Origin of the sequence: Demequina iriomotensis, assembly GCF_000971395.1 — a bacterium.
Classification (GTDB): Bacteria; Actinomycetota; Actinomycetes; order Actinomycetales; family Demequinaceae; genus Demequina; species Demequina iriomotensis.
This window is the reverse complement of the sequence record NZ_BBME01000010.1, coordinates 172,056-188,898: the sequence shown is the minus strand read 5'-3', so window position 1 is coordinate 188,898 and position 16,843 is coordinate 172,056. Positions and strand designations below refer to the sequence as shown.

Below are 16,843 nucleotides of genomic sequence, written 5' to 3'. Positions count from 1 at the left end.
ATGAGGTGGGGGCGCCGCCACGAGGCGGACCCCGACACCTCGCACGCCGGCACGGGTCCCGCGGTCGACACCTCGATCTTCGCCCCCGTCCACCCCGTGGCGCCCGTCGGCGACCAGGGTGCGGCGCCCACCCCGGCGCCGGTGGCCGAGGCGGTCGCGCGCGCGGAGGCGCGCGTGGTCCCGCCCACCGCGGCGGAGGACGATGCGGCGGACCCCGTCGACGTCGAGACGCCCCTTCCCGACGCGGTCCCGGCGCCCCGTCGCCGCGGTGGCCGCAACCTGGGCCTCGCGACCGTGGTCGGCGTGGTCCTGGGCGTCGGCGCGCTCGTGAGCGCGTGGTGGCACCCGCTGCTGTTCGCCGCGGCGATCTACGGCTTCTCGATCGCGGCGGTGGTCGAGTGGCGCGCCGCGCTGGCGCGCCACGGCATGCACATCTCGCTCACGCCGGTCATCGTCGCGACGCTCGGCATGGGGGTCGCGACGTGGTACGGCGGCGGCGAGGGTCTCGTGGTGGCGCTGCTGGTCGCGTGCGCCGGCGTGGTCGCGTGGCGCATCGTCGACGACCGTGTCGAGAACACGATGGCGGACTCGCTCGTGAGCATCCTCACGCTCACGTGGATCCCGTTCCTCGCCTCGTTCATGCTCCTCATGGAGCTCGCCGACGACGGCTGGAAGCGCATCGTCATCGTGATCCTCGCCGTCGTGCTCAACGACACGTTCGCGCTGTTCACGGGCATGCTCCTCGGCCGTCGCAAGCTGCTCGAGCGCGTCAGCCCGAACAAGACCTGGGAGGGCGCGATCGGCGGCGCGGTGTTCGGCATCGTCGGCGCCTCGGTCGGCGCCCTCGTCCTGCTCGACGGCCGGTGGTGGATCGGCGCCGCCGTCGGCATCGCGTCCGTGACCGCGGCGGTGCTCGGGGACCTCGCCGAGTCCGTCCTCAAGCGCGACCTGTCCGTCAAGGACATGTCCAGCGCCATCCCGGGTCATGGCGGCGTGCTCGACCGCCTCGACTCGTTGCTCCCGGCGGCCGCGGCCGCCTACGTCGTCTTCGCACTCTTCCTGGGGGCCTCATGACCTCGCTGCCCACCCTTCCCATGCTCGCGCCGCGCCGCGGCAAGCCGCCGCGCCACTTCGCCGACCTCGACGCCGTCGAGCGCGTCGACGCGCTCAAGCAGCTCGGCCAGCCCGGCTTCCGGGCCAAGCAGCTCGCGACGCACTACTACGACCACCTCACGGTGGACCCCGCCGACATGACGGACCTTCCGGCGGCGGCGCGCGACACCCTGGTCGGCGAGCTGTTCCCGCCGCTGCTGACTCATGTCACGCAGCTCACGGCGGACGACGGCGCGACCATGAAGACGCTGTGGAACCTCATCGACAACGCCAAGGTCGAGTCGGTGCTGATGAAGTACCCCGACCGGGCGACGCTGTGCGTCACCAGCCAGGCGGGCTGCGGCATGGCCTGCCCGTTCTGCGCGACCGGCCAGATGGGCCTCACGCGCAACCTCTCGGCGGGCGAGATCATCGAGCAGGTGCGCCTCGCCGCCAAGCAGGCGCGCGACGGCGAGCTGGGCGGCGACCCGGTGCGCCTGTCCAACGTGGTCTTCATGGGCATGGGCGAGCCGCTCGCGAACTACTCCGCCGTCATGACCGCGGTGCGCGCGCTCACGAGCCCGGCGCCCGAGGGCTTCGGCCTGTCGGCGCGTCACGTCACCGTCTCCACGGTGGGCCTGGTCACCGGCATCGACCGCCTGGCGGGGGAGGGCATCCCGGTGACGCTCGCGCTGAGCCTCCACGCGCCCGACGACGAGCTCCGCGACTCCCTGGTGCCCATCAACGCGCGCTGGAAGGTCGACGAGGCCCTGGACGCCGCGCGGCGCTACTTCGACGCCACGGGGCGGCGCGTGAGCATCGAGTACGCGCTCATCCGCGACATGAACGACCACGCGCACCGTGCCGAGCTGCTCGGGAAGAAGCTCAACGCACGCGGCGACGGCTGGGTCCACGTCAACCCCATCCCGCTCAACCCCACGCCGGGCTCCAAGTGGACCGCCTCGGACCCCAAGGTCGAGCAGGAGTTCGTCCGCATCCTCAGAATGCACGGGATTCCGACGACCATCCGGGATACTCGGGGGAGCGACATCGACGGCGCGTGCGGCCAGCTGGCCATCAAGGAGAGGTGATGACTGTCCTGTTCCCCAAGGTGGGCTCACTCAAGCTCGGCTACAACACCATCCAGGTCGAGGACTTCTTCGACCAGGCACGCGCGGCCTACGAGCGTCCGGGCGAGGTCGAGCGTCCGCTCGAGCCGCTCGACGTGCGCCGCACCGCATTCGACCTCAAGCACGGCGGCTACGACACGTCCGCCGTGGACGCCGCCCTCGACCGTCTCGAGACGGCGTTCGTGGGGCGTCAGCGCGAGTCGTTCGTGCGCGCGAACGGTCAGGACGCGTGGATGCAGGAGCTCGCCTCGCGCGCGCAGACGCTGTACCCGCGCCTGCGCCGTCCCGCGGGCGAGCGCTTCGCCCACCCGTCGGTCATGAGCACGGGGTACCACGCGGCGGACGTGGACGCGCTGCTCGCGCGCGTCACCGCGTTCTTCGACCGCGGCGCACCGCTCACCGCCGACGAGGTCCGCGGCGCGACGTTCCGCTCGGCGCGCGGCTCGCGGGCCTACGACGAGGGCACGGTCGACGCGTTCCTCGCGCGCATGGTCGACATCCTCCTCGGCGTCACCGAGGGATGACCCGCACCGTCTCCCTGCTCGGGTCCACCGGTTCCATCGGGACCCAGGCGCTCGACGTCGTCGCGCGTCACGGCGACCGCCTCGACGTGGTCGCGCTCGCCGCCGGCGGCGCCGATCCGGGTGCGATCATCGCCCAGGCGCGCGCGCATCGTCCCCGGTTCGTGGCCGTCGCGCGCGAGAGCGCCGTCGCCGAGATCGCCGAGGCGCTGCCCGGCATCGAGGTGCGGGGAGGGGCCGATGCGGTGGTGGACGCCGCGCGCATCGGCGCCGACGTGGTGCTCAACGGGATGACGGGCTCGGTGGGGCTCCGCCCCACCCTCGCGGCCCTCGAGGCCGGGTCCACGCTCGCGCTGGCGAACAAGGAGTCCCTGGTCGCGGGAGGCGCGCTGGTGCTCGCCGCCAAGCAGCGCGAGGACCAGATCGTGCCGGTCGACTCCGAGCACTCCGCGCTCGCGCAGTCGCTGCGGTCGGGCACGCACGGCGAGGTGCGCCGCCTGGTGGTGACCGCCTCCGGAGGCGCCTTCCGCGGCCGCTCGCGCGCGTCGCTCGCGCACGTGACGCCGTCAGACGCGTTGGCCCACCCCAACTGGGACATGGGCCCGGTGGTCACCATCAACTCCGCGTCGATGGTGAACAAGGCGCTCGAGGTCGCCGAGGCGCACCTGCTCTTCGGCATCCCCATGGACCGGATCGACGTGGTGGTGCATCCGCAGTCGATCGTCCATTCGATGGTGGAGTTCGTCGACGGCGCCACCATCGCGCAGGCCTCGCCGCCCGACATGCGGCTGCCGATCGCGCTCGGGCTCAGCTGGCCCGAGCGCCTCGCGGACGTCGCGCCCCGCCTCGACTGGACGCACGCGACGGCGTGGACGTTCGAGCCGCTCGACGAGGACGCGTTCCCCGCGATCCGTCTCATGCGTGCGGCCGTGGCGGCGTCGCCGCTCCATCCGGCCGTGCTCAACGCGGCGAACGAGGAGTGCGTGCAGGCCTTCGTCGACGGCGCGCTCCCGTTCCTCGGGATCGTCGACACCGTCCGGCGCGTTGTGGAGGCGTACGAGGCCCCGGCGAGCGTGACGCTCGAGGCGGTCGACGAGGCGGAGGCATGGGCGCGCGCGAGCGCGCGTCGGGCCGTCGCGGGAGTGGGAGAGTAGTGGGTATGGCTGAGGTCGTGGGCTGGCTGGTGCTCGTCGTCGGGCTGCTCGTGTCGGTGGCGCTGCACGAGCTGGGGCACATGCTGCCCGCCAAGCGCTTCGGCGTGCGCGTGAGCGAGTACTTCGTGGGCTTCGGGCCCAAGCTCTGGTCCCGCCAGGGCAAGGAGACCGAGTACGGCATCAAGGCGATCCCGCTGGGGGGCTACGTCCGCCTGGTCGGGATGATCCCGCCCGCGGAGAGGGTCAAGCCCGTCAAGGGCACAGGTCGCATCGCGCAGCTCATCGCCGACACGCGCGAGGCGTCGGTCGAGGAGATCCCCGAGGGCGAGGACCACCGCGCGTTCTACCACCTCACGTGGTGGCGCAAGGCGATCGTGATGTTCGGCGGCCCCGCGGTGAACCTCGTGCTGGGCGTGCTGCTGTTCACCGGCGTGCTGTTCGTCATGGGCAGCGCGGGCGAGCCGACCCTCACCGTGACGAACGTCTCCGAGTGCGTGACGCCCGTCGACCGCGTCGAGTGCGAGGCGGGCGATCCGCAGGCGCCCGCGGCCGCGGCCGGCCTCGAGGCGGGCGACGTCATCACCGCGGTCGACGGCACCGCGGTCGCCACGTGGGACGAGTTCACGTCCTACGTGTCGGCGCGTCCCGGCGAGGACATCGCCCTCACGGTGGAGCGCGACGGCGAGGCGACCGAGCTGACGGTCACCCCGGCGCTCACCGAGCGCTACGTGGTCGAGGACGGCGCGGTGGTGCTCGACGATGCGGGCGACCCCGTGACGCACGAGGTCGGGTTCGTGGGCATCGCGCCCGAGGTGCCCACCGTCCACGAGCTCGGCACCGGCCTCGAGTACACCGGCTACGTGCTGGGCGCGACCGCCGACGCGGTGATGCACCTCCCGTCCAAGGTCTACGACGTCGCGCTCGCGGCGGCCGGGGTCCAGGAGCGCACCACGGACTCGCTCATGAGCGTGGTCGGCGTCGGCCGCGTCGCGGGCGAGATCAGCGCCGCGGACGTGGACGGCTACGGCATCGGCGCCAAGGTCGCCGACATGCTCATGATCCTCGGCAGCCTCAACATCGCCCTCTTCGCCTTCAACATGATCCCGCTGGTCCCGCTCGACGGCGGGCACATCGCCTCGGCGGTGTGGCAGGGGATCAAGAACGGGTGGGCGCGACTGCGCGGCCTGCCTCGCCCCGCGCCCGTCGACGTCGCGCGCATGATGCCCCTCGCGTACGGGGTGTTCGCGCTGCTGCTCGTCATGGGGGCGATCCTCATCTACGCGGACATCGTCGTGCCCGTCAGCGTGGTCTGACGAAGCCCGCAACCGACCCTGGGAGATACTGGAACCGTGACAGCCATCGGACTCGGCATGCCCGCCATGCCCGCACCTGTGCTCAGCCCCCGTCGTAAGACGCGCAAGATCAAGGTGGGCGACGTGTACGTGGGCGGCGATGCGCCGGTCAGCGTGCAGTCGATGTGCACCACCAAGACCCACGATGTGAACTCGACCCTTCAGCAGATCGCGGAGCTCACCGCCGCCGGCTGCGACATCGTCCGCGTCGCGTGCCCGACGCAGGACGACGCCGACGCGCTGCACGCGATCGCCAGGAAGTCGAACATCCCGGTCATCGCCGACATCCACTTCCAGCCGAAGTACGTGTTCGCCGCGATCGAGGCGGGCTGCGCCGCGGTCCGTGTCAACCCGGGCAACATCAAGAAGTTCGACGACCAGGTCAAGGAGATCGCCCAGGCGGCCAAGGACCACGGCACGTCGATCCGCATCGGCGTCAACGCCGGCTCGCTCGACAAGCGCCTGCTCGAGAAGTACGGCAAGCCCACGCCCGAGGCGCTCGTCGAGTCCGCCGTGTGGGAGGCGAGCCTGTTCGAGGAGCATGGCTTCCACGACTTCAAGATCTCGGTCAAGCACAACGACCCGGTGGTCATGGTGCGCGCCTACGAGATGCTGAGCGAGCGGGGCGACTGGCCGCTCCACCTCGGCGTCACCGAGGCCGGCCCCGCGTTCCAGGGCACCATCAAGTCCGCGACGGCCTTCGGCGCGCTGCTGAGCCAGGGCATCGGCGACACCATCCGCGTGTCCCTCTCCGCCCCTCCCGTCGAGGAGGTCAAGGTCGGCATCCAGATCCTGCAGGCGCTCAACCTCCGCCCGCGCAAGCTCGAGATCGTCTCGTGCCCCTCGTGCGGCCGCGCCCAGGTGGACGTCTACGAGCTCGCGGAGAAGGTCACCGCCGGGCTCGAGGGCATGGAGGTGCCGCTGCGCGTCGCCGTCATGGGCTGCGTGGTCAACGGCCCGGGCGAGGCGCGCGAGGCGGACCTCGGCGTCGCGTCCGGCAACGGCAAGGGCCAGATCTTCGTCAAGGGCGAGGTCATCAAGACCGTGCCCGAGAAGGACATCGTGGAGACCCTGATCGAGGAGGCGATGAAGATCGCCGAGACCATGGAGCCCGTCGAGGGTGCGTCGCCCGAGGTGATCGCCGCGTCATGACCGACTCGTTGCTCAGGCGCGCCCAGCACTCGCTGGCGCCCCTGCAGCGACGCGACGTCGACGGCGCGCTCGCGCTCGCGATGCAGGACCCGGTCGCGCACGTGGTGCCGGCCATGCACCTGGAGATCGCCAAGGCGTCCGGGGTGATGCCGGGGTCGCTGTGGGGGGTGCGCCGCCGCGCGGGCCTGCATTCGTCGCTCGTGGGCGTCGTGTGGAACGGCGCGAACCTGTGCGCGGTGCTGCCCGAGGGTGACGCCGAGGAGGACGATGCGCTGCGCGCGGAGGTCGCGGCGGGCGCCATCGCGCGTCTCACGCGCCCGGCGGCGCTCGTCGGGCCCGCGGGCGTGACGCTCGACCTGTGGGGCCGCGTGGAGCCCTGGTGGGGTCCCGCGCGCGAGGTGCGCGCGCGTCAGGTGTCGATGGCGATCGCCGGCGATCCGGTCCGCGTGCCCGGCATCGACGCCGGCGATCTGGCGCTCGAGGCGGTCCGCCGCTCGACGCTCGACGACTACGACGTGCTGCTCCCGGCGTGCGTGCACATGTTCATCGGCGAGGTCGGCTACGACCCGTTGCGGCACGGTCGCGCGGGCTACGAGGAGCGTCTGCGCTACCTGGTGCGCGCGGGCCGCTCGTACGTCCAGATGGGGACCGTCGACGGCCGGCGGCAGGTGGTGTTCAAGGCCGAGGTGGGCGCGCTGGGAGGGGGAGTGGCGCAGGTCCAGGGAGTATGGGTCCACCCGTCGGTGCGCGGGCGCGGGCTCGCGCGTGCCGGCATGAGCGCCGTGATCGAGGCGATCCGCGCACAGCTCGCGCCCACGGTGAGCCTCTACGTCAACGACTTCAACCCCGTCGCGATCCGCGCCTACGAGGCGGTGGGCATGCGCGAGGTGGGGACCTTCGCGACCGTGATGTTCTGATCGAGGCGCCCTCTCGCTCGTCCGTGGGGATGAGCGGCTCCTGGTCCTCGGGGCCCAGAACGGACTCGGTCGCCGGCCCGATCCCCTCGGACGGATCTGCGCGCACGCTGGAGGCTCGCCAGCCATCCGCAGAGGAGAGCCTCCATGTCCGCAGCCGCTCCGCCCGCCCTCGCCGCCCTCCTGGGGCGGGGACTCGATCAGTCGCGCCGCATGCCGCCGATGGCGCGATCGTGGCCGCCCGAAGCCGATCCCGGCGCCGGGCTCGCCTCCGTGAGGTCCTCCGAGCCGTCGCGCACGAGCGGGCTCGCGTTGCGCCGCGCCGCGTTCGTGGGGGTGCCCGTCGTCGCCGCGGGTCTCGCGCTCGCCGGCCTGAGCGCCTTCGCGAGCGCGGGCGCGGCGACCGTGCTGGTGTCCGCGTCGGTGCTGCTGCGCGCCGCGGGCCGCGTCAGGTACGCTCGCGCTCGTGTCCACCCTGGTACGCGGGCGTAGGTGGGCCTCTCGGCCGTCCACGCTCGACATCGCGATCGCCGGGCTGTTCGTCGCGCTCACCGCGGCCGAGACGTTCACAGTGCACGACGACCGCGAGCCGTGGCAGCACGCGGTCGCGATGCTCGCTCTGGCCGGTCTCGCGTGGCGGCGCATCGCCCCTGTCACCACCGCGTTCGTGCTGGTGGTGGCCGATCAGGTCACCAACCCCGCGGGCAGGTTCTCCACCGTCCTCGCCCTGGTGCTGGTCTCCTACACCGTCGGCTTCGAGACCAAGGGGCTGCGCCGCTACCTCGGATTGGCGCTCGTCCTCGTGCCGTTCGTCGGCGCGTCGGCGCTGCGCCCGAGCTTCGAGGTCTCGGACCTGGCCGCGGCGACCGCCTTCATCGGAGGGCCGTGGCTGGTGGGGGTCGCGACCGCCGCTCGTGCCGAGAGCTCCGCACGCGCCATCGCACGCGCCGAGCGGGCGGAACGCGAGCAGGGACGGCTCGCGGCGGAGGCGGTGGCGGACGAGCGCGCCCGGATCGCCCGCGAGCTCCACGACGTGGTCGCGCATTCGCTCACGGTCGTGACCATCCAGCTGCAGGCGGTGCGCCGCCGGCTGGGCGAGGACCATGCGGACGAGGCTCGCGACCTCGCGGCGGCCGAGACGGTGACGCGCGAGGCGATGGGCGAGATGCGTCGGCTCCTGGGTGTGCTGCGTGGCGGAGGCGAGGGGGATCTGGCGCCTCAGCCCGGCCTGAGCGAGCTCCCGACGCTCGTCGAGCGTCTCGACACGCCTCGCACGCGGGTCCGGCTCGCCGTGGAGGGCGATCCCGGTCTGCTCTCGCCGGGTATGGACCTGGCGGTGTTCCGCGTGGCGCAGGAGGCGATCACCAACGCCACGCGCCATGCGCACGCGAGCGCCATCGACGTGCGGCTCGGGTGGTCGCCGTCCGCGGTCGAGCTCGAGGTGTGCGACGACGGGGTGGGCATCGTGGGCGATCCGGCCTCCGGACACGGTCTCGTTGGCATGCGCGAGCGCGTCGCGCTGTACGGCGGCGAGCTGGCCATCGGACCCGGTGAGGGGACCGGGCTCGTGGTGCGTGCACGGTTCCCCAGGGAGGTGACGCGGTGAGCGGTGCGGTGAGGGTGGTCGTGGCGGACGACCAGGGGATGGTGCGCGCGGGTTTCCGGTCGCTGCTCGACGGCGAGCCGGGCATCGAGGTCGTGGGCGAGGCAGGCGACGGCGAGGCGGCGGTCGCCGAGATCAGCCGCCTGCGCCCCGATGTGGCGCTCATGGACATCCGCATGCCGGTGCTCGACGGCATCGAGGCGACACGCCGCGTGGTGGAGGCGAGGCTGCCCACCCGTGTGCTGGTGCTCACCACCTTCGACTTGGACGAGTACGTGTTCGCCGCCCTCGAGGCAGGTGCATCGGGGTTCATGCTCAAGGACGCGCCGGCCGAGGAGCTGGCTGCCGCGATCGCCGTCGTGGCCGCAGGCGAGGCGCTCCTCGCACCGCGGGTGACGGCGCGGGTGATCGATGCGTTCGTCACGCGCGCTGCCGTGCGCCGTCCCGCGCCGGGACGTGACCTCGAGCGCCTCACCGCGCGTGAGCTCGAGGTGCTCGGGCTCATCGCGCGCGGGTCCTCCAACGCCGTCATCGCCCGCGCGCTGTATGTGTCGGAGGCCACCGTGAAGACACACGTCTCCAACCTGCTGGCCAAGCTCGGCCTCCGGGACCGGGTGCACGCGGTCATCTACGCGTACGAGCACGGCGTCGTGGCGCCGGGCGAGAACCCCTCTCCGTCCTAGGAGGGAGCACGGACTCGTGCGGACGGCGGACCCGAGGATCGGGCCACCGGGCGATCCGCGGCGAGGCCGTCGCGACCACGCTGGTCCTCGTCCGCTCCAGATGAAGGGAAGTACCAGCATGTCCACCATCGCACCCACCCTCGCCGCGGTCGATGCCGCGGCCCCGCCGCTCGCCGTCCGCCTCCGCCGCTGGGCGCTGATCGCGATGCCGGTCGCCGCGGGCGCGCTGTGCATCGTCGCCACCGTGGCCGACCCGGCGCCCGGCGTCGACGGCATGGGCATGTACGAGGCCTACACCACCGGCATGGAGGCGCTCCAGATCAAGTCGTTCAGCTTCCACTGGGCGTACGCGCTCTGGGTGCTGCCCGCGCTGCTCGTCGCCGCCTCGGTGCGGGGTCGCGGGCGGTTGCTCGCGAACATCGGCGCGGTCCTCGCCCTGTTCGGCCTTGCCACGATGCCCGGCATGCTCATGGTCGACTGGATCCAGTCGGCGATCGGCCAGCTCTACGGCGCCGAGGCGATCGGCGAGGTGTTCGACCTGGTCGACCAGCAGGCCTGGGCGCTCCCGCTGCTACGGACCCCCGCGATCCTCGGGCTGACGTTCGCGCTGCCGATCGCCACCTGGGCGCTCGTGCGTGCCCGACGTGCTCGGTGGTGGGCGCCCGTGGCCGCGTTCCTGGCATGCGCGGCCTTCATGCTGTCGGCGGCGACCCTGCCCGGCACCATCGCGGCCGCGGTGCTGCTCACCATCGTCGCGGTGGAGCTCGAGCGGGCCACCCGACCGGGCAGCGGGTTCTGACCGTCCCTCGCGCCGCCCGCCGGGACGGTCCCGGCGGGCGGCGTCGTGCGTCGGCGCACCGTGGTGTCGAGGAACGTGACACCCGCGGGCTCCATGCCTCCGGATCGGTCACGAACGCCCTGCGTGGGCAGCGCCTCGGGTCGCCGGGCAGGGGTATCGGCACCTGGTAGCGTGATCGGCCAGACGCGGCGGGCCGACCCGCCGCGCGCCGGCCGTGACGTGCGGCGGCGCCGAGGGGGTACCGATGTCCGTAGCCGTCCGACGTCCGCTGCGCGCGACCGCCGCGCTCCTCGCCATGACGCTGGCGCTGATCGGGCTGCCCAGCGCGGCGGAGGGCGCGGTCACGCGCGCCATCGTGGGCGAGGTCGCCGGCGGCGACGTCGATGCCGGCTGGGCCGAGCTCTACACGTGGCAGGGCGACTACCTCGCCACCGCGCCCATCGAGGACGGCGAGTACCGCTTCGACGGCGTGCCCGCAGGGGCCTACAAGGTCCTCATCGAGGGCGTCCCGGGGCGTTCGCGCCAATGGGCACGCTACTCAGAGAGCTCGATCCTGGGACTCGGCGAGGTCGCGTTCCCGGGGCGCATCGCGGTGACGTCATCCTCCCCGAGCACCGTCAGGGCGTGGGACGTCGAACTCGACACGTCGACGCCGCTCATGGTGCCGGTCAAGGGCAAGGCGCGCTGGACCAGCGAGGTCGTCTGCGTGGCCGCGTACCGCTATCCGTTCCGTGACGTGGACGGCGACGTGGTCGAGACGCGGTACCCGGAGAGCGAGGCGTGGCCCGACTCCGTCGACTGCACGCGTCCAGGAGGGCTTGCCGTCCTCGACGAGGTGGTGGCGGGCAAGCGCTACGCGCTGAGGATCGTTCCGCGAGACCTGCGCACCGTGGCCGCGTGGACGGGCTACGAGGGCGACGACTACTGGTACGGCAACTACGACGACGCGTTGCGCAACAGCGCGGTGGCGCCGCCCGGGACCCTGGTGCTTGGGACGTTCGACATCCCGCCGACGCTCATCAGGGTCGCCGAGGCGGTCGGCGGCGACTGGTACGAGGCGGCGCACTTCACCGACGTGGGCGGCGCCTCGAAGGCCTTCGTCGAGATCTCGTGGCTGAGCGGTCAGAGCATCGCGTCCGGCTACGCCGACGGCACGTTCCGCCCGCGCGAGTCCGTGACACGTGGCAACCTCGCGAAGCTGCTCTACCGCTACGCGGGACGGCCCGACGTCGACCTGCCCGCGAAGTCTCCGTTCACCGACGTCAAGCCGAGCGACGGCGGCTACCGGGCGATGGTGTGGCTCTACAGGTCGGGCGTGGCGTCGGGCTTCCCGGACGGCTCGTTCCGGCCCGATGAGGAGGTGTCGCGCCGCAATCTCGCGAAGCTCCTGTACCGCTTCGCGGGGCGGCCGGACTTCGCGGTGCCGGCGCGGTCGCCGTACAAGGATCTCACCACGCGCTCGGGCGGCTACCGAGCGATGGCATGGATGGACGTCACAGGAATCGCGTCAGGGTTCTCCGACGGGACGTTCCGGCCGGAGCAGGACGTCATCCGCCGCCAGCTCGCGACCTTCCTCTACCGGTTCACCTTCGCCTGACCCGGGACGATGCGCGGGCGAGGCCGTCCCCGCGCATCGTCCCGTGCCGCGCCCGATACCCTTGTCCCCATGCTTCGCATGTCCACTCTCTTCCTGCGCACGCTGCGCGAGAACCCCGCCGACGCCGAGGTCGCGTCGCACCAGCTGCTGGTCCGCGCCGGCTACATCCGCCGTGCCGCGCCCGGCATCTACACCTGGCTGCCGCTCGGCCTCAAGGTGCTCGCCAAGGTCGAGGCCGTCGTGCGCGAGGAGATGGACGCCGCGGGCGGCCAGGAGGTCCACTTCCCGGCGCTCCTGCCGCGCGAGCCCTACGAGGCGACGGGCCGCTGGACCGAGTACGGGCCCAACCTGTTCCGCCTCAAGGACCGCAAGGAGAACGACTACCTGCTCGCGCCCACGCACGAGGAGATGTTCACGCTCCTGGTCAAGGACCTGTACTCGTCGTACAAGGACCTGCCGCTGACGATCTACCAGATCCAGACCAAGTACCGCGACGAGGCCCGGTCTCGCGCGGGCCTGCTGCGCGGCCGCGAGTTCATCATGAAGGACTCGTACAGCTTCGACATCTCCGACGAGGGCCTCGACGCGTCGTACGCCGCGCAGCGCGAGGCGTACATCCGGATCTTCGACCGCCTGGGTCTCGAGTACGTCATCGTCACCGCGACCTCGGGCGCCATGGGCGGCTCGAAGTCCGAGGAGTTCCTCTCGCCGACCGCGGTGGGCGAGGACACGTTCGTGCGCTCGCCCGGCGGGTACGCCGCGAACGTCGAGGCCGTCACCACGCCGGTGCCGGCGGCGATCGACTGGACGGACGCGCCGGCCGCGCACGTCGAGGACACGCCCGACACGCCCACGATCGACAGCCTGGTCGCGGCCGCGAACGCCGCGCACCCGCGCGCCGACCGGGCGTGGACCGCCGCGGACACGCTCAAGAACGTCGTGCTCGCGCTGACCTCGCCCACGGGCGAGCGCAGCCTGCTGGTGGTCGGCATCCCCGGCGACCGCGACGCCGACATGACGCGCCTCGAGGCAGCGCTCGCGCCCTTCGACGTCGAGGCCGCGAACGAGCAGGACTTCGCGAAGCATCCCGAGCTCGCCAAGGGCTACATCGGCCCCGGGGTGCTCGGCCCGCAGGGCCGTGCCGAGGGCGTCGCGCGGGGAGCCGAGGAGGACACGGCGATCCCGTACCTGGTCGACCCGCGCATCGTCCCCGGCACCCGGTGGATCACCGGCGCGGACGTCCACGGCAAGCACGTGTTCGAGCTCACCATGGGGCGCGACTTCGCGGCCGACGGCACCATCGAGGCCGCCAACGTGGTCGCCGGCGACCCGGCGCCCGACGGCTCCGGCCCGCTCGAGCTCGCGCGCGGCGTCGAGATCGGCCACATCTTCCAGCTGGGCCGCAAGTACGCCGAGGCGCTCGACCTGCGCGTGCTCGACGAGAACGGCAAGCAGCAGGTGGTGACCATGGGCTCGTACGGCATCGGCGTCACGCGCGCCGTCGCGCTGCTCGCGGAGAACAACCACGACGAGCTGGGCCTGCGCTGGCCCCTCCACGTCGCGCCGTACCACGTGCACGTGGTCGCGACGGGCAAGGACGATGCCGTGTTCGAGGCCTCGGCGAAGCTCGCCGCGGACCTCGAGGCTGCCGGCGTCGAGGTCTGCTACGACGACCGGTTCAAGGTCTCGCCCGGCGTGAAGTTCAAGGACGCCGAGCTCATCGGCGCGCCCTACATCCTCGTGGTCGGCCGCGGCCTCGCCGAGGGCACCGTCGAGCTCAAGGTGCGCGCCGAGGGCACGTCCGAGGCGCTCCCCGTGGACGATGCGGCGGCGGCTGTCGCCGCACGCGTCAAGGAGGCCCTGGGCGCCTGACGCTCGTCGCGTCGCCCTCCTGGACACTGACAACGGATCTCGGTCCGACACGCCGTCTCTGCGCCCGGTGACGGGCGCCGGAGACGGCGTGTCGCCGTCAATTCCGTTGTCAGTGTCCGGTGAGGGCGGGGTCAGGGGGCGACGGTGAGGCCCGGCAGGGCCGGGATGCTCTGCGGGTCGAAGCCCGGCAGGGCGGCCGCCGCGGCGAACGCATCGAAGGCGGCGTCGAGGATCCACGTCACGTCGACGGCGGCGGCGCCGTCGAGCAGCGCGGCGTAGTCCTCGCTCAGGCCCGTCTCGATCTCGATCTCCGTGGCCGCGCGACCGGCGGCCGTCGCCGTGCCGATCGGCGGCACGTCGTAGAGCGGGGTGCGCCGGTCCTCGACGCCCGGCAGCGCCACCAGCGACTCCGCGCGGGCGGCGTGGATGCGCGACCGCACCAGGGCCTGCGCGCGCTCGTCGCCCTCGGCGCGCGCGGCCGCGACCTCGTAGGCGAAGGCGGCCCGGTCGTGGGCGAGCGCGAGCGCCGCGAGCGCATCGCCGTCGACTGCCGTGTCGCTCGTCGGGATCCAGGCGCCGTCGCCGTCGCTGCCCGGCATCGGCCGTTCGGCGGGCTCGGCGCCAGCGAGGTCCTCCGCGGCCAGCACGCTCGCATGCGACAGCGCGATCGATCGCAGCATCGCGGCGAGGCCGGGGTCCTCGTCGTCTGCGGCCGAGGCATCGGCGAGCGCGGCGTCGATCGCCTCCGCGACCGCGTCCTCGAAGGACAGGGCCGCCGGCGAGGGCGACGGCGAGGAGGACGGGTGCTCGACGTAGATCCCGCCCAGCGCCTCGAGGCGCTCGGGTGCGAGGCCGGCCTCGAGCACGCCCGCGTCGGAGGAGTCGACGGTGTCGATCACGGCCTGCTCGCGCTCCGCGGCCGCGTCGCGCAGCACCACGGTCGGGGTGGGAGTGCGGCTCGGGATCGGGGGGGTCTCGGCGCGCCACGAGCACCCGCCGATCGCGACGGCGAGCCCGGCCGCGGCGCCGACCAGGCGCAGCGTGCGGGACGGGGCGGACGTCATGGCGGTCATCATGACACGCCCCTCCGGTGGCCCTAGAATGTGACCGACCGAATTTCAGGAACGGAGCGCGTGCCGCGCGTGGGAGGCGATGCCATGGACATCTCGAGCCGCATCATCGAGCTTGCCGCGCCGGCGGCGGAGGCAGCCGGGCTGGTCGTCGAAGGGGTCGAGGTGATGGCTGCGGGCAAGCGCTCGCGCGTCCTCGTCACCGTCGATCTGCCCGAGACCGAGGTCGGCAGCGCCGACCTGGACAAGGTCGCCGAGGCCTCCCGCAGCATCGGCGCCGCGCTCGACGAGGCGAACGTGCCCTCGACGCCGTACCTCCTGGAGATCTCGACCCCCGGGACGGACCGCGCGCTCACCGAGCGCCGGCACTTCCTGCGCGCGCGCACGCGGCTCGTCGAGCTGCGCCTCGCGGACGGCGCGCTCACCGGGCGGCTCGCCGACGTCGACGGGGACGAGCTGGTGCTCGACGTCGACGGGGAGGAGCGGCGCGTGCCGCTCGCCGAGGTCTCCGAGGGCCGCATCGTCGTGGAGCTCAAGAGGCTGGGAGAGTAGCAGGACATGGACATCGACATGCAGGCCCTGCGGGGCCTCGAGCGCGAGAAGGACATCCGTCTGGACGTGCTCGTCGACGCGATCGAGCAGGCGCTCGTCTCGGCGTATCACAAGACCCCGGGCGCCTACAGGCACGCCCGCGCGCACCTTGACCGCGTCACCGGCAAGGTGTCGATCCTCGCGCGCGAGGATGCCGAGGAGGGCCAGGACCCGGTCGAGCTCCCCGAGTTCGACGACACCCCGAAGGACTTCGGCCGCATCGCGACCTCCACCGCGCGCCAGGTGATCTTCCAGCGCCTGCGCCAGGCGGGGGACGATGCGGTGCTCGGCGAGTACGCCGGGCGCGAGGGGCAGATCGTGTCGGGTCTGATCCAGCAGTCGTCGGATCCCAGGAACGTCCACGTCGACCTGGGCGACGTCGAGGCCATCCTGCCGCCGCACGAGCAGGTCCCGACCGAGGTCTACGTCCACGGGGAGCGGCTTAAGGGGTACGTGCTCGAGATCGGCCGGGGCCAGAAGGGTCCGTCGATCACGCTCTCGCGGACCCACCCGGGCCTGGTCCGCAAGCTCTTCGAGCTCGAGGTCCCGGAGATCGCCGACGGCACCGTCGAGATCATGAGCCTCGCGCGCGAGGCCGGCCACCGCACCAAGATCGCCGTGCGTGCGACCGTCCCCGGCGTCAACGCGAAGGGCGCGTGCATCGGCCCCATGGGCTCGCGCGTGCGCGCCGTCATGAGCGAGCTGCGCGGCGAGAAGATCGACATCATCGACTGGGACGACGACCCGGCGACGTTCGTGGGCAACGCCCTGTCGCCGTCGCGCGTGGTCTCGGTCACGGTGGTCGACGAGGAGGCCCGCGCGGCCCGCGTGGTGGTGCCGGACTTCCACCTGTCGCTCGCGATCGGCAAGGAGGGCCAGAACGCCCGCCTTGCGGCGCGCCTGACGGGGTGGCGCATCGACATCCGCTCGGACGAGCAGCCGGACGTCCCCGGGCGTGCCGGTTCCGGCCGCTGACGAGGAACCGCTAGACTGGTGCAGCCGAGAGATCCGTCTCGTGACGTCGGCGCCCCCGCCACCGCATCCTTGGGACCGGTGCGGACGTGCGTCGGCTGCAGGGGTCGGGGGTCTCGGTCGGTCCTTGTGCGAGTGGTGCAGGTGGACGGCCGCGCGGTCGTCGACCAGCATCGGAGCATGCCGGGCAGGGGAGCGTGGTTGCATCCCGATCCGGACTGCCTCGCGCTCGCGGTGAAGCGACGGGCCCTGGTGCGCGCGCTGCGCGCCACGGAGCTCGACGTGTCCGGCCTCGCGGTCGGCTAGCGTGGACCGTGCCCACCATCGAATCAGACGGGATG

17 protein-coding genes are annotated in these 16,843 nt (G+C 72.6%); 16 read left to right on the top strand and 1 reads right to left on the bottom strand.

What is annotated here, in order from left to right; genetic code table 11:
* From AOM09_RS04365 to AOM09_RS04305, 13 genes are all read left to right on the top strand, one after another.
* Positions 1–1,074 (top strand): phosphatidate cytidylyltransferase, encoded by a 1,074-nt coding sequence (locus AOM09_RS04365; protein ID WP_062384916.1) that lies wholly within the window; start codon positions 1–3, stop codon positions 1,072–1,074.
* On the top strand, positions 1,071–2,183 hold the full coding sequence (rlmN, locus tag AOM09_RS04360) for a dual-specificity RNA methyltransferase RlmN (protein WP_062384912.1): 1,113 nt from the start codon (positions 1,071–1,073) through the stop codon (positions 2,181–2,183). The genes AOM09_RS04365 and rlmN overlap by 4 nt, the downstream gene beginning before the upstream one ends.
* Positions 2,183–2,746, top strand: coding sequence for a DivIVA domain-containing protein (locus AOM09_RS04355; RefSeq protein WP_062384910.1), 564 nt, complete (start codon positions 2,183–2,185; stop codon positions 2,744–2,746). The genes rlmN and AOM09_RS04355 overlap by 1 nt, the downstream gene beginning before the upstream one ends.
* Positions 2,743–3,897 (top strand): 1-deoxy-D-xylulose-5-phosphate reductoisomerase, encoded by a 1,155-nt coding sequence (dxr, locus tag AOM09_RS04350; protein WP_062384905.1) that lies wholly within the window; start codon positions 2,743–2,745, stop codon positions 3,895–3,897. The genes AOM09_RS04355 and dxr overlap by 4 nt, the downstream gene beginning before the upstream one ends.
* Before the next feature lie 5 nt (positions 3,898–3,902).
* The gene (locus tag AOM09_RS04345) at positions 3,903–5,210 is read left to right on the top strand and encodes a M50 family metallopeptidase (protein WP_062384902.1); all 1,308 of its coding nucleotides are present in this window, start codon (positions 3,903–3,905) and stop codon (positions 5,208–5,210) included.
* Positions 5,211–5,267: 57 nt separating this feature from the next.
* Positions 5,268–6,401 carry a flavodoxin-dependent (E)-4-hydroxy-3-methylbut-2-enyl-diphosphate synthase gene (gene ispG / locus AOM09_RS04340; RefSeq protein ID WP_062384897.1) on the top strand — a complete coding sequence of 378 codons (1,134 nt, stop codon included), beginning with the start codon at positions 5,268–5,270 and terminating at the stop codon, positions 6,399–6,401.
* On the top strand, positions 6,398–7,318 hold the full coding sequence (locus AOM09_RS04335) for a GNAT family N-acetyltransferase (RefSeq protein ID WP_062384894.1): 921 nt from the start codon (positions 6,398–6,400) through the stop codon (positions 7,316–7,318). Before ispG ends, AOM09_RS04335 begins: the two co-directional genes overlap by 4 nt.
* A gap of 144 nt (positions 7,319–7,462) precedes the next feature.
* Entirely contained in the window at positions 7,463–7,807 is a 345-nt protein-coding gene (locus AOM09_RS04330) for a hypothetical protein (protein WP_062384891.1), read from the top strand.
* Positions 7,782–8,921 carry a sensor histidine kinase gene (locus AOM09_RS04325; protein ID WP_062384887.1) on the top strand — a complete coding sequence of 380 codons (1,140 nt, stop codon included), beginning with the start codon at positions 7,782–7,784 and terminating at the stop codon, positions 8,919–8,921. Before AOM09_RS04330 ends, AOM09_RS04325 begins: the two co-directional genes overlap by 26 nt.
* Complete coding sequence (locus AOM09_RS04320) at positions 8,918–9,601, top strand: response regulator (protein WP_082098830.1); 684 nt, start codon at positions 8,918–8,920, stop codon at positions 9,599–9,601. Before AOM09_RS04325 ends, AOM09_RS04320 begins: the two co-directional genes overlap by 4 nt.
* Before the next feature lie 118 nt (positions 9,602–9,719).
* Positions 9,720–10,400 carry a hypothetical protein gene (locus AOM09_RS04315; RefSeq protein ID WP_062384884.1) on the top strand — a complete coding sequence of 227 codons (681 nt, stop codon included), beginning with the start codon at positions 9,720–9,722 and terminating at the stop codon, positions 10,398–10,400.
* Between the two features lie 244 nt (positions 10,401–10,644).
* Positions 10,645–11,997, top strand: a complete 1,353-nt coding sequence (locus AOM09_RS04310; RefSeq protein WP_062384879.1) for an S-layer homology domain-containing protein — start codon at positions 10,645–10,647, stop codon at positions 11,995–11,997.
* Positions 11,998–12,075: 78 nt separating this feature from the next.
* Positions 12,076–13,869, top strand: a complete 1,794-nt coding sequence (locus AOM09_RS04305; protein ID WP_082098865.1) for a proline--tRNA ligase — start codon at positions 12,076–12,078, stop codon at positions 13,867–13,869.
* A gap of 131 nt (positions 13,870–14,000) precedes the next feature.
* Here the strand turns inward: AOM09_RS04305 and AOM09_RS04300 are convergent, their stop codons facing one another.
* Entirely contained in the window at positions 14,001–14,945 is a 945-nt protein-coding gene (locus AOM09_RS04300) for a hypothetical protein (RefSeq protein ID WP_062384873.1), read from the bottom strand.
* 81 nt (positions 14,946–15,026) lie between these two features.
* Between AOM09_RS04300 and rimP the strand changes: the two genes are divergently transcribed.
* Genes rimP through AOM09_RS15660 form a run of 3 tightly spaced genes read left to right on the top strand, consistent with a single transcriptional unit; the run spans position 15,027 to position 16,808 of the window.
* A complete protein-coding gene (gene rimP, locus AOM09_RS04295; RefSeq protein ID WP_062385264.1) occupies positions 15,027–15,491 on the top strand; it encodes a ribosome maturation factor RimP in 465 nt (154 codons plus the stop codon).
* A 6-nt stretch (positions 15,492–15,497) separates the two neighbouring features.
* Positions 15,498–16,505, top strand: coding sequence for a transcription termination factor NusA (gene nusA, locus AOM09_RS04290; protein WP_062384871.1), 1,008 nt, complete (start codon positions 15,498–15,500; stop codon positions 16,503–16,505).
* 18 nt (positions 16,506–16,523) lie between these two features.
* The gene (locus AOM09_RS15660) at positions 16,524–16,808 is read left to right on the top strand and encodes a YlxR family protein (RefSeq protein WP_156162231.1); all 285 of its coding nucleotides are present in this window, start codon (positions 16,524–16,526) and stop codon (positions 16,806–16,808) included.
* Positions 16,809–16,843 lie beyond the last annotated feature (35 nt).

Excerpts from the sequence above, each read along its gene's own strand:
- AOM09_RS04365 (WP_062384916.1), top strand. The coding sequence starts at position 1 with ATGAGGTGGGGGCGCCGCCACGAGGCGGACCCCGACACCTCGCACGCC.
- rlmN (WP_062384912.1), top strand. The coding sequence starts at position 1,071 with ATGACCTCGCTGCCCACCCTTCCCATGCTCGCGCCGCGCCGCGGCAAG.
- AOM09_RS04355 (WP_062384910.1), top strand. The coding sequence starts at position 2,183 with ATGACTGTCCTGTTCCCCAAGGTGGGCTCACTCAAGCTCGGCTACAAC.
- dxr (WP_062384905.1), top strand. The coding sequence starts at position 2,743 with ATGACCCGCACCGTCTCCCTGCTCGGGTCCACCGGTTCCATCGGGACC.
- AOM09_RS04345 (WP_062384902.1), top strand. The coding sequence starts at position 3,903 with ATGGCTGAGGTCGTGGGCTGGCTGGTGCTCGTCGTCGGGCTGCTCGTG.
- ispG (WP_062384897.1), top strand. The coding sequence starts at position 5,268 with ATGCCCGCCATGCCCGCACCTGTGCTCAGCCCCCGTCGTAAGACGCGC.
- AOM09_RS04335 (WP_062384894.1), top strand. The coding sequence starts at position 6,398 with ATGACCGACTCGTTGCTCAGGCGCGCCCAGCACTCGCTGGCGCCCCTG.
- AOM09_RS04330 (WP_062384891.1), top strand. The coding sequence starts at position 7,463 with ATGTCCGCAGCCGCTCCGCCCGCCCTCGCCGCCCTCCTGGGGCGGGGA.
- AOM09_RS04315 (WP_062384884.1), top strand. The coding sequence starts at position 9,720 with ATGTCCACCATCGCACCCACCCTCGCCGCGGTCGATGCCGCGGCCCCG.
- AOM09_RS04310 (WP_062384879.1), top strand. The coding sequence starts at position 10,645 with ATGTCCGTAGCCGTCCGACGTCCGCTGCGCGCGACCGCCGCGCTCCTC.
- AOM09_RS04305 (WP_082098865.1), top strand. The coding sequence starts at position 12,076 with ATGTCCACTCTCTTCCTGCGCACGCTGCGCGAGAACCCCGCCGACGCC.
- AOM09_RS04300 (WP_062384873.1), bottom strand. The coding sequence starts at position 14,945 with ATGATGACCGCCATGACGTCCGCCCCGTCCCGCACGCTGCGCCTGGTC.
- rimP (WP_062385264.1), top strand. The coding sequence starts at position 15,027 with ATGGACATCTCGAGCCGCATCATCGAGCTTGCCGCGCCGGCGGCGGAG.
- nusA (WP_062384871.1), top strand. The coding sequence starts at position 15,498 with ATGGACATCGACATGCAGGCCCTGCGGGGCCTCGAGCGCGAGAAGGAC.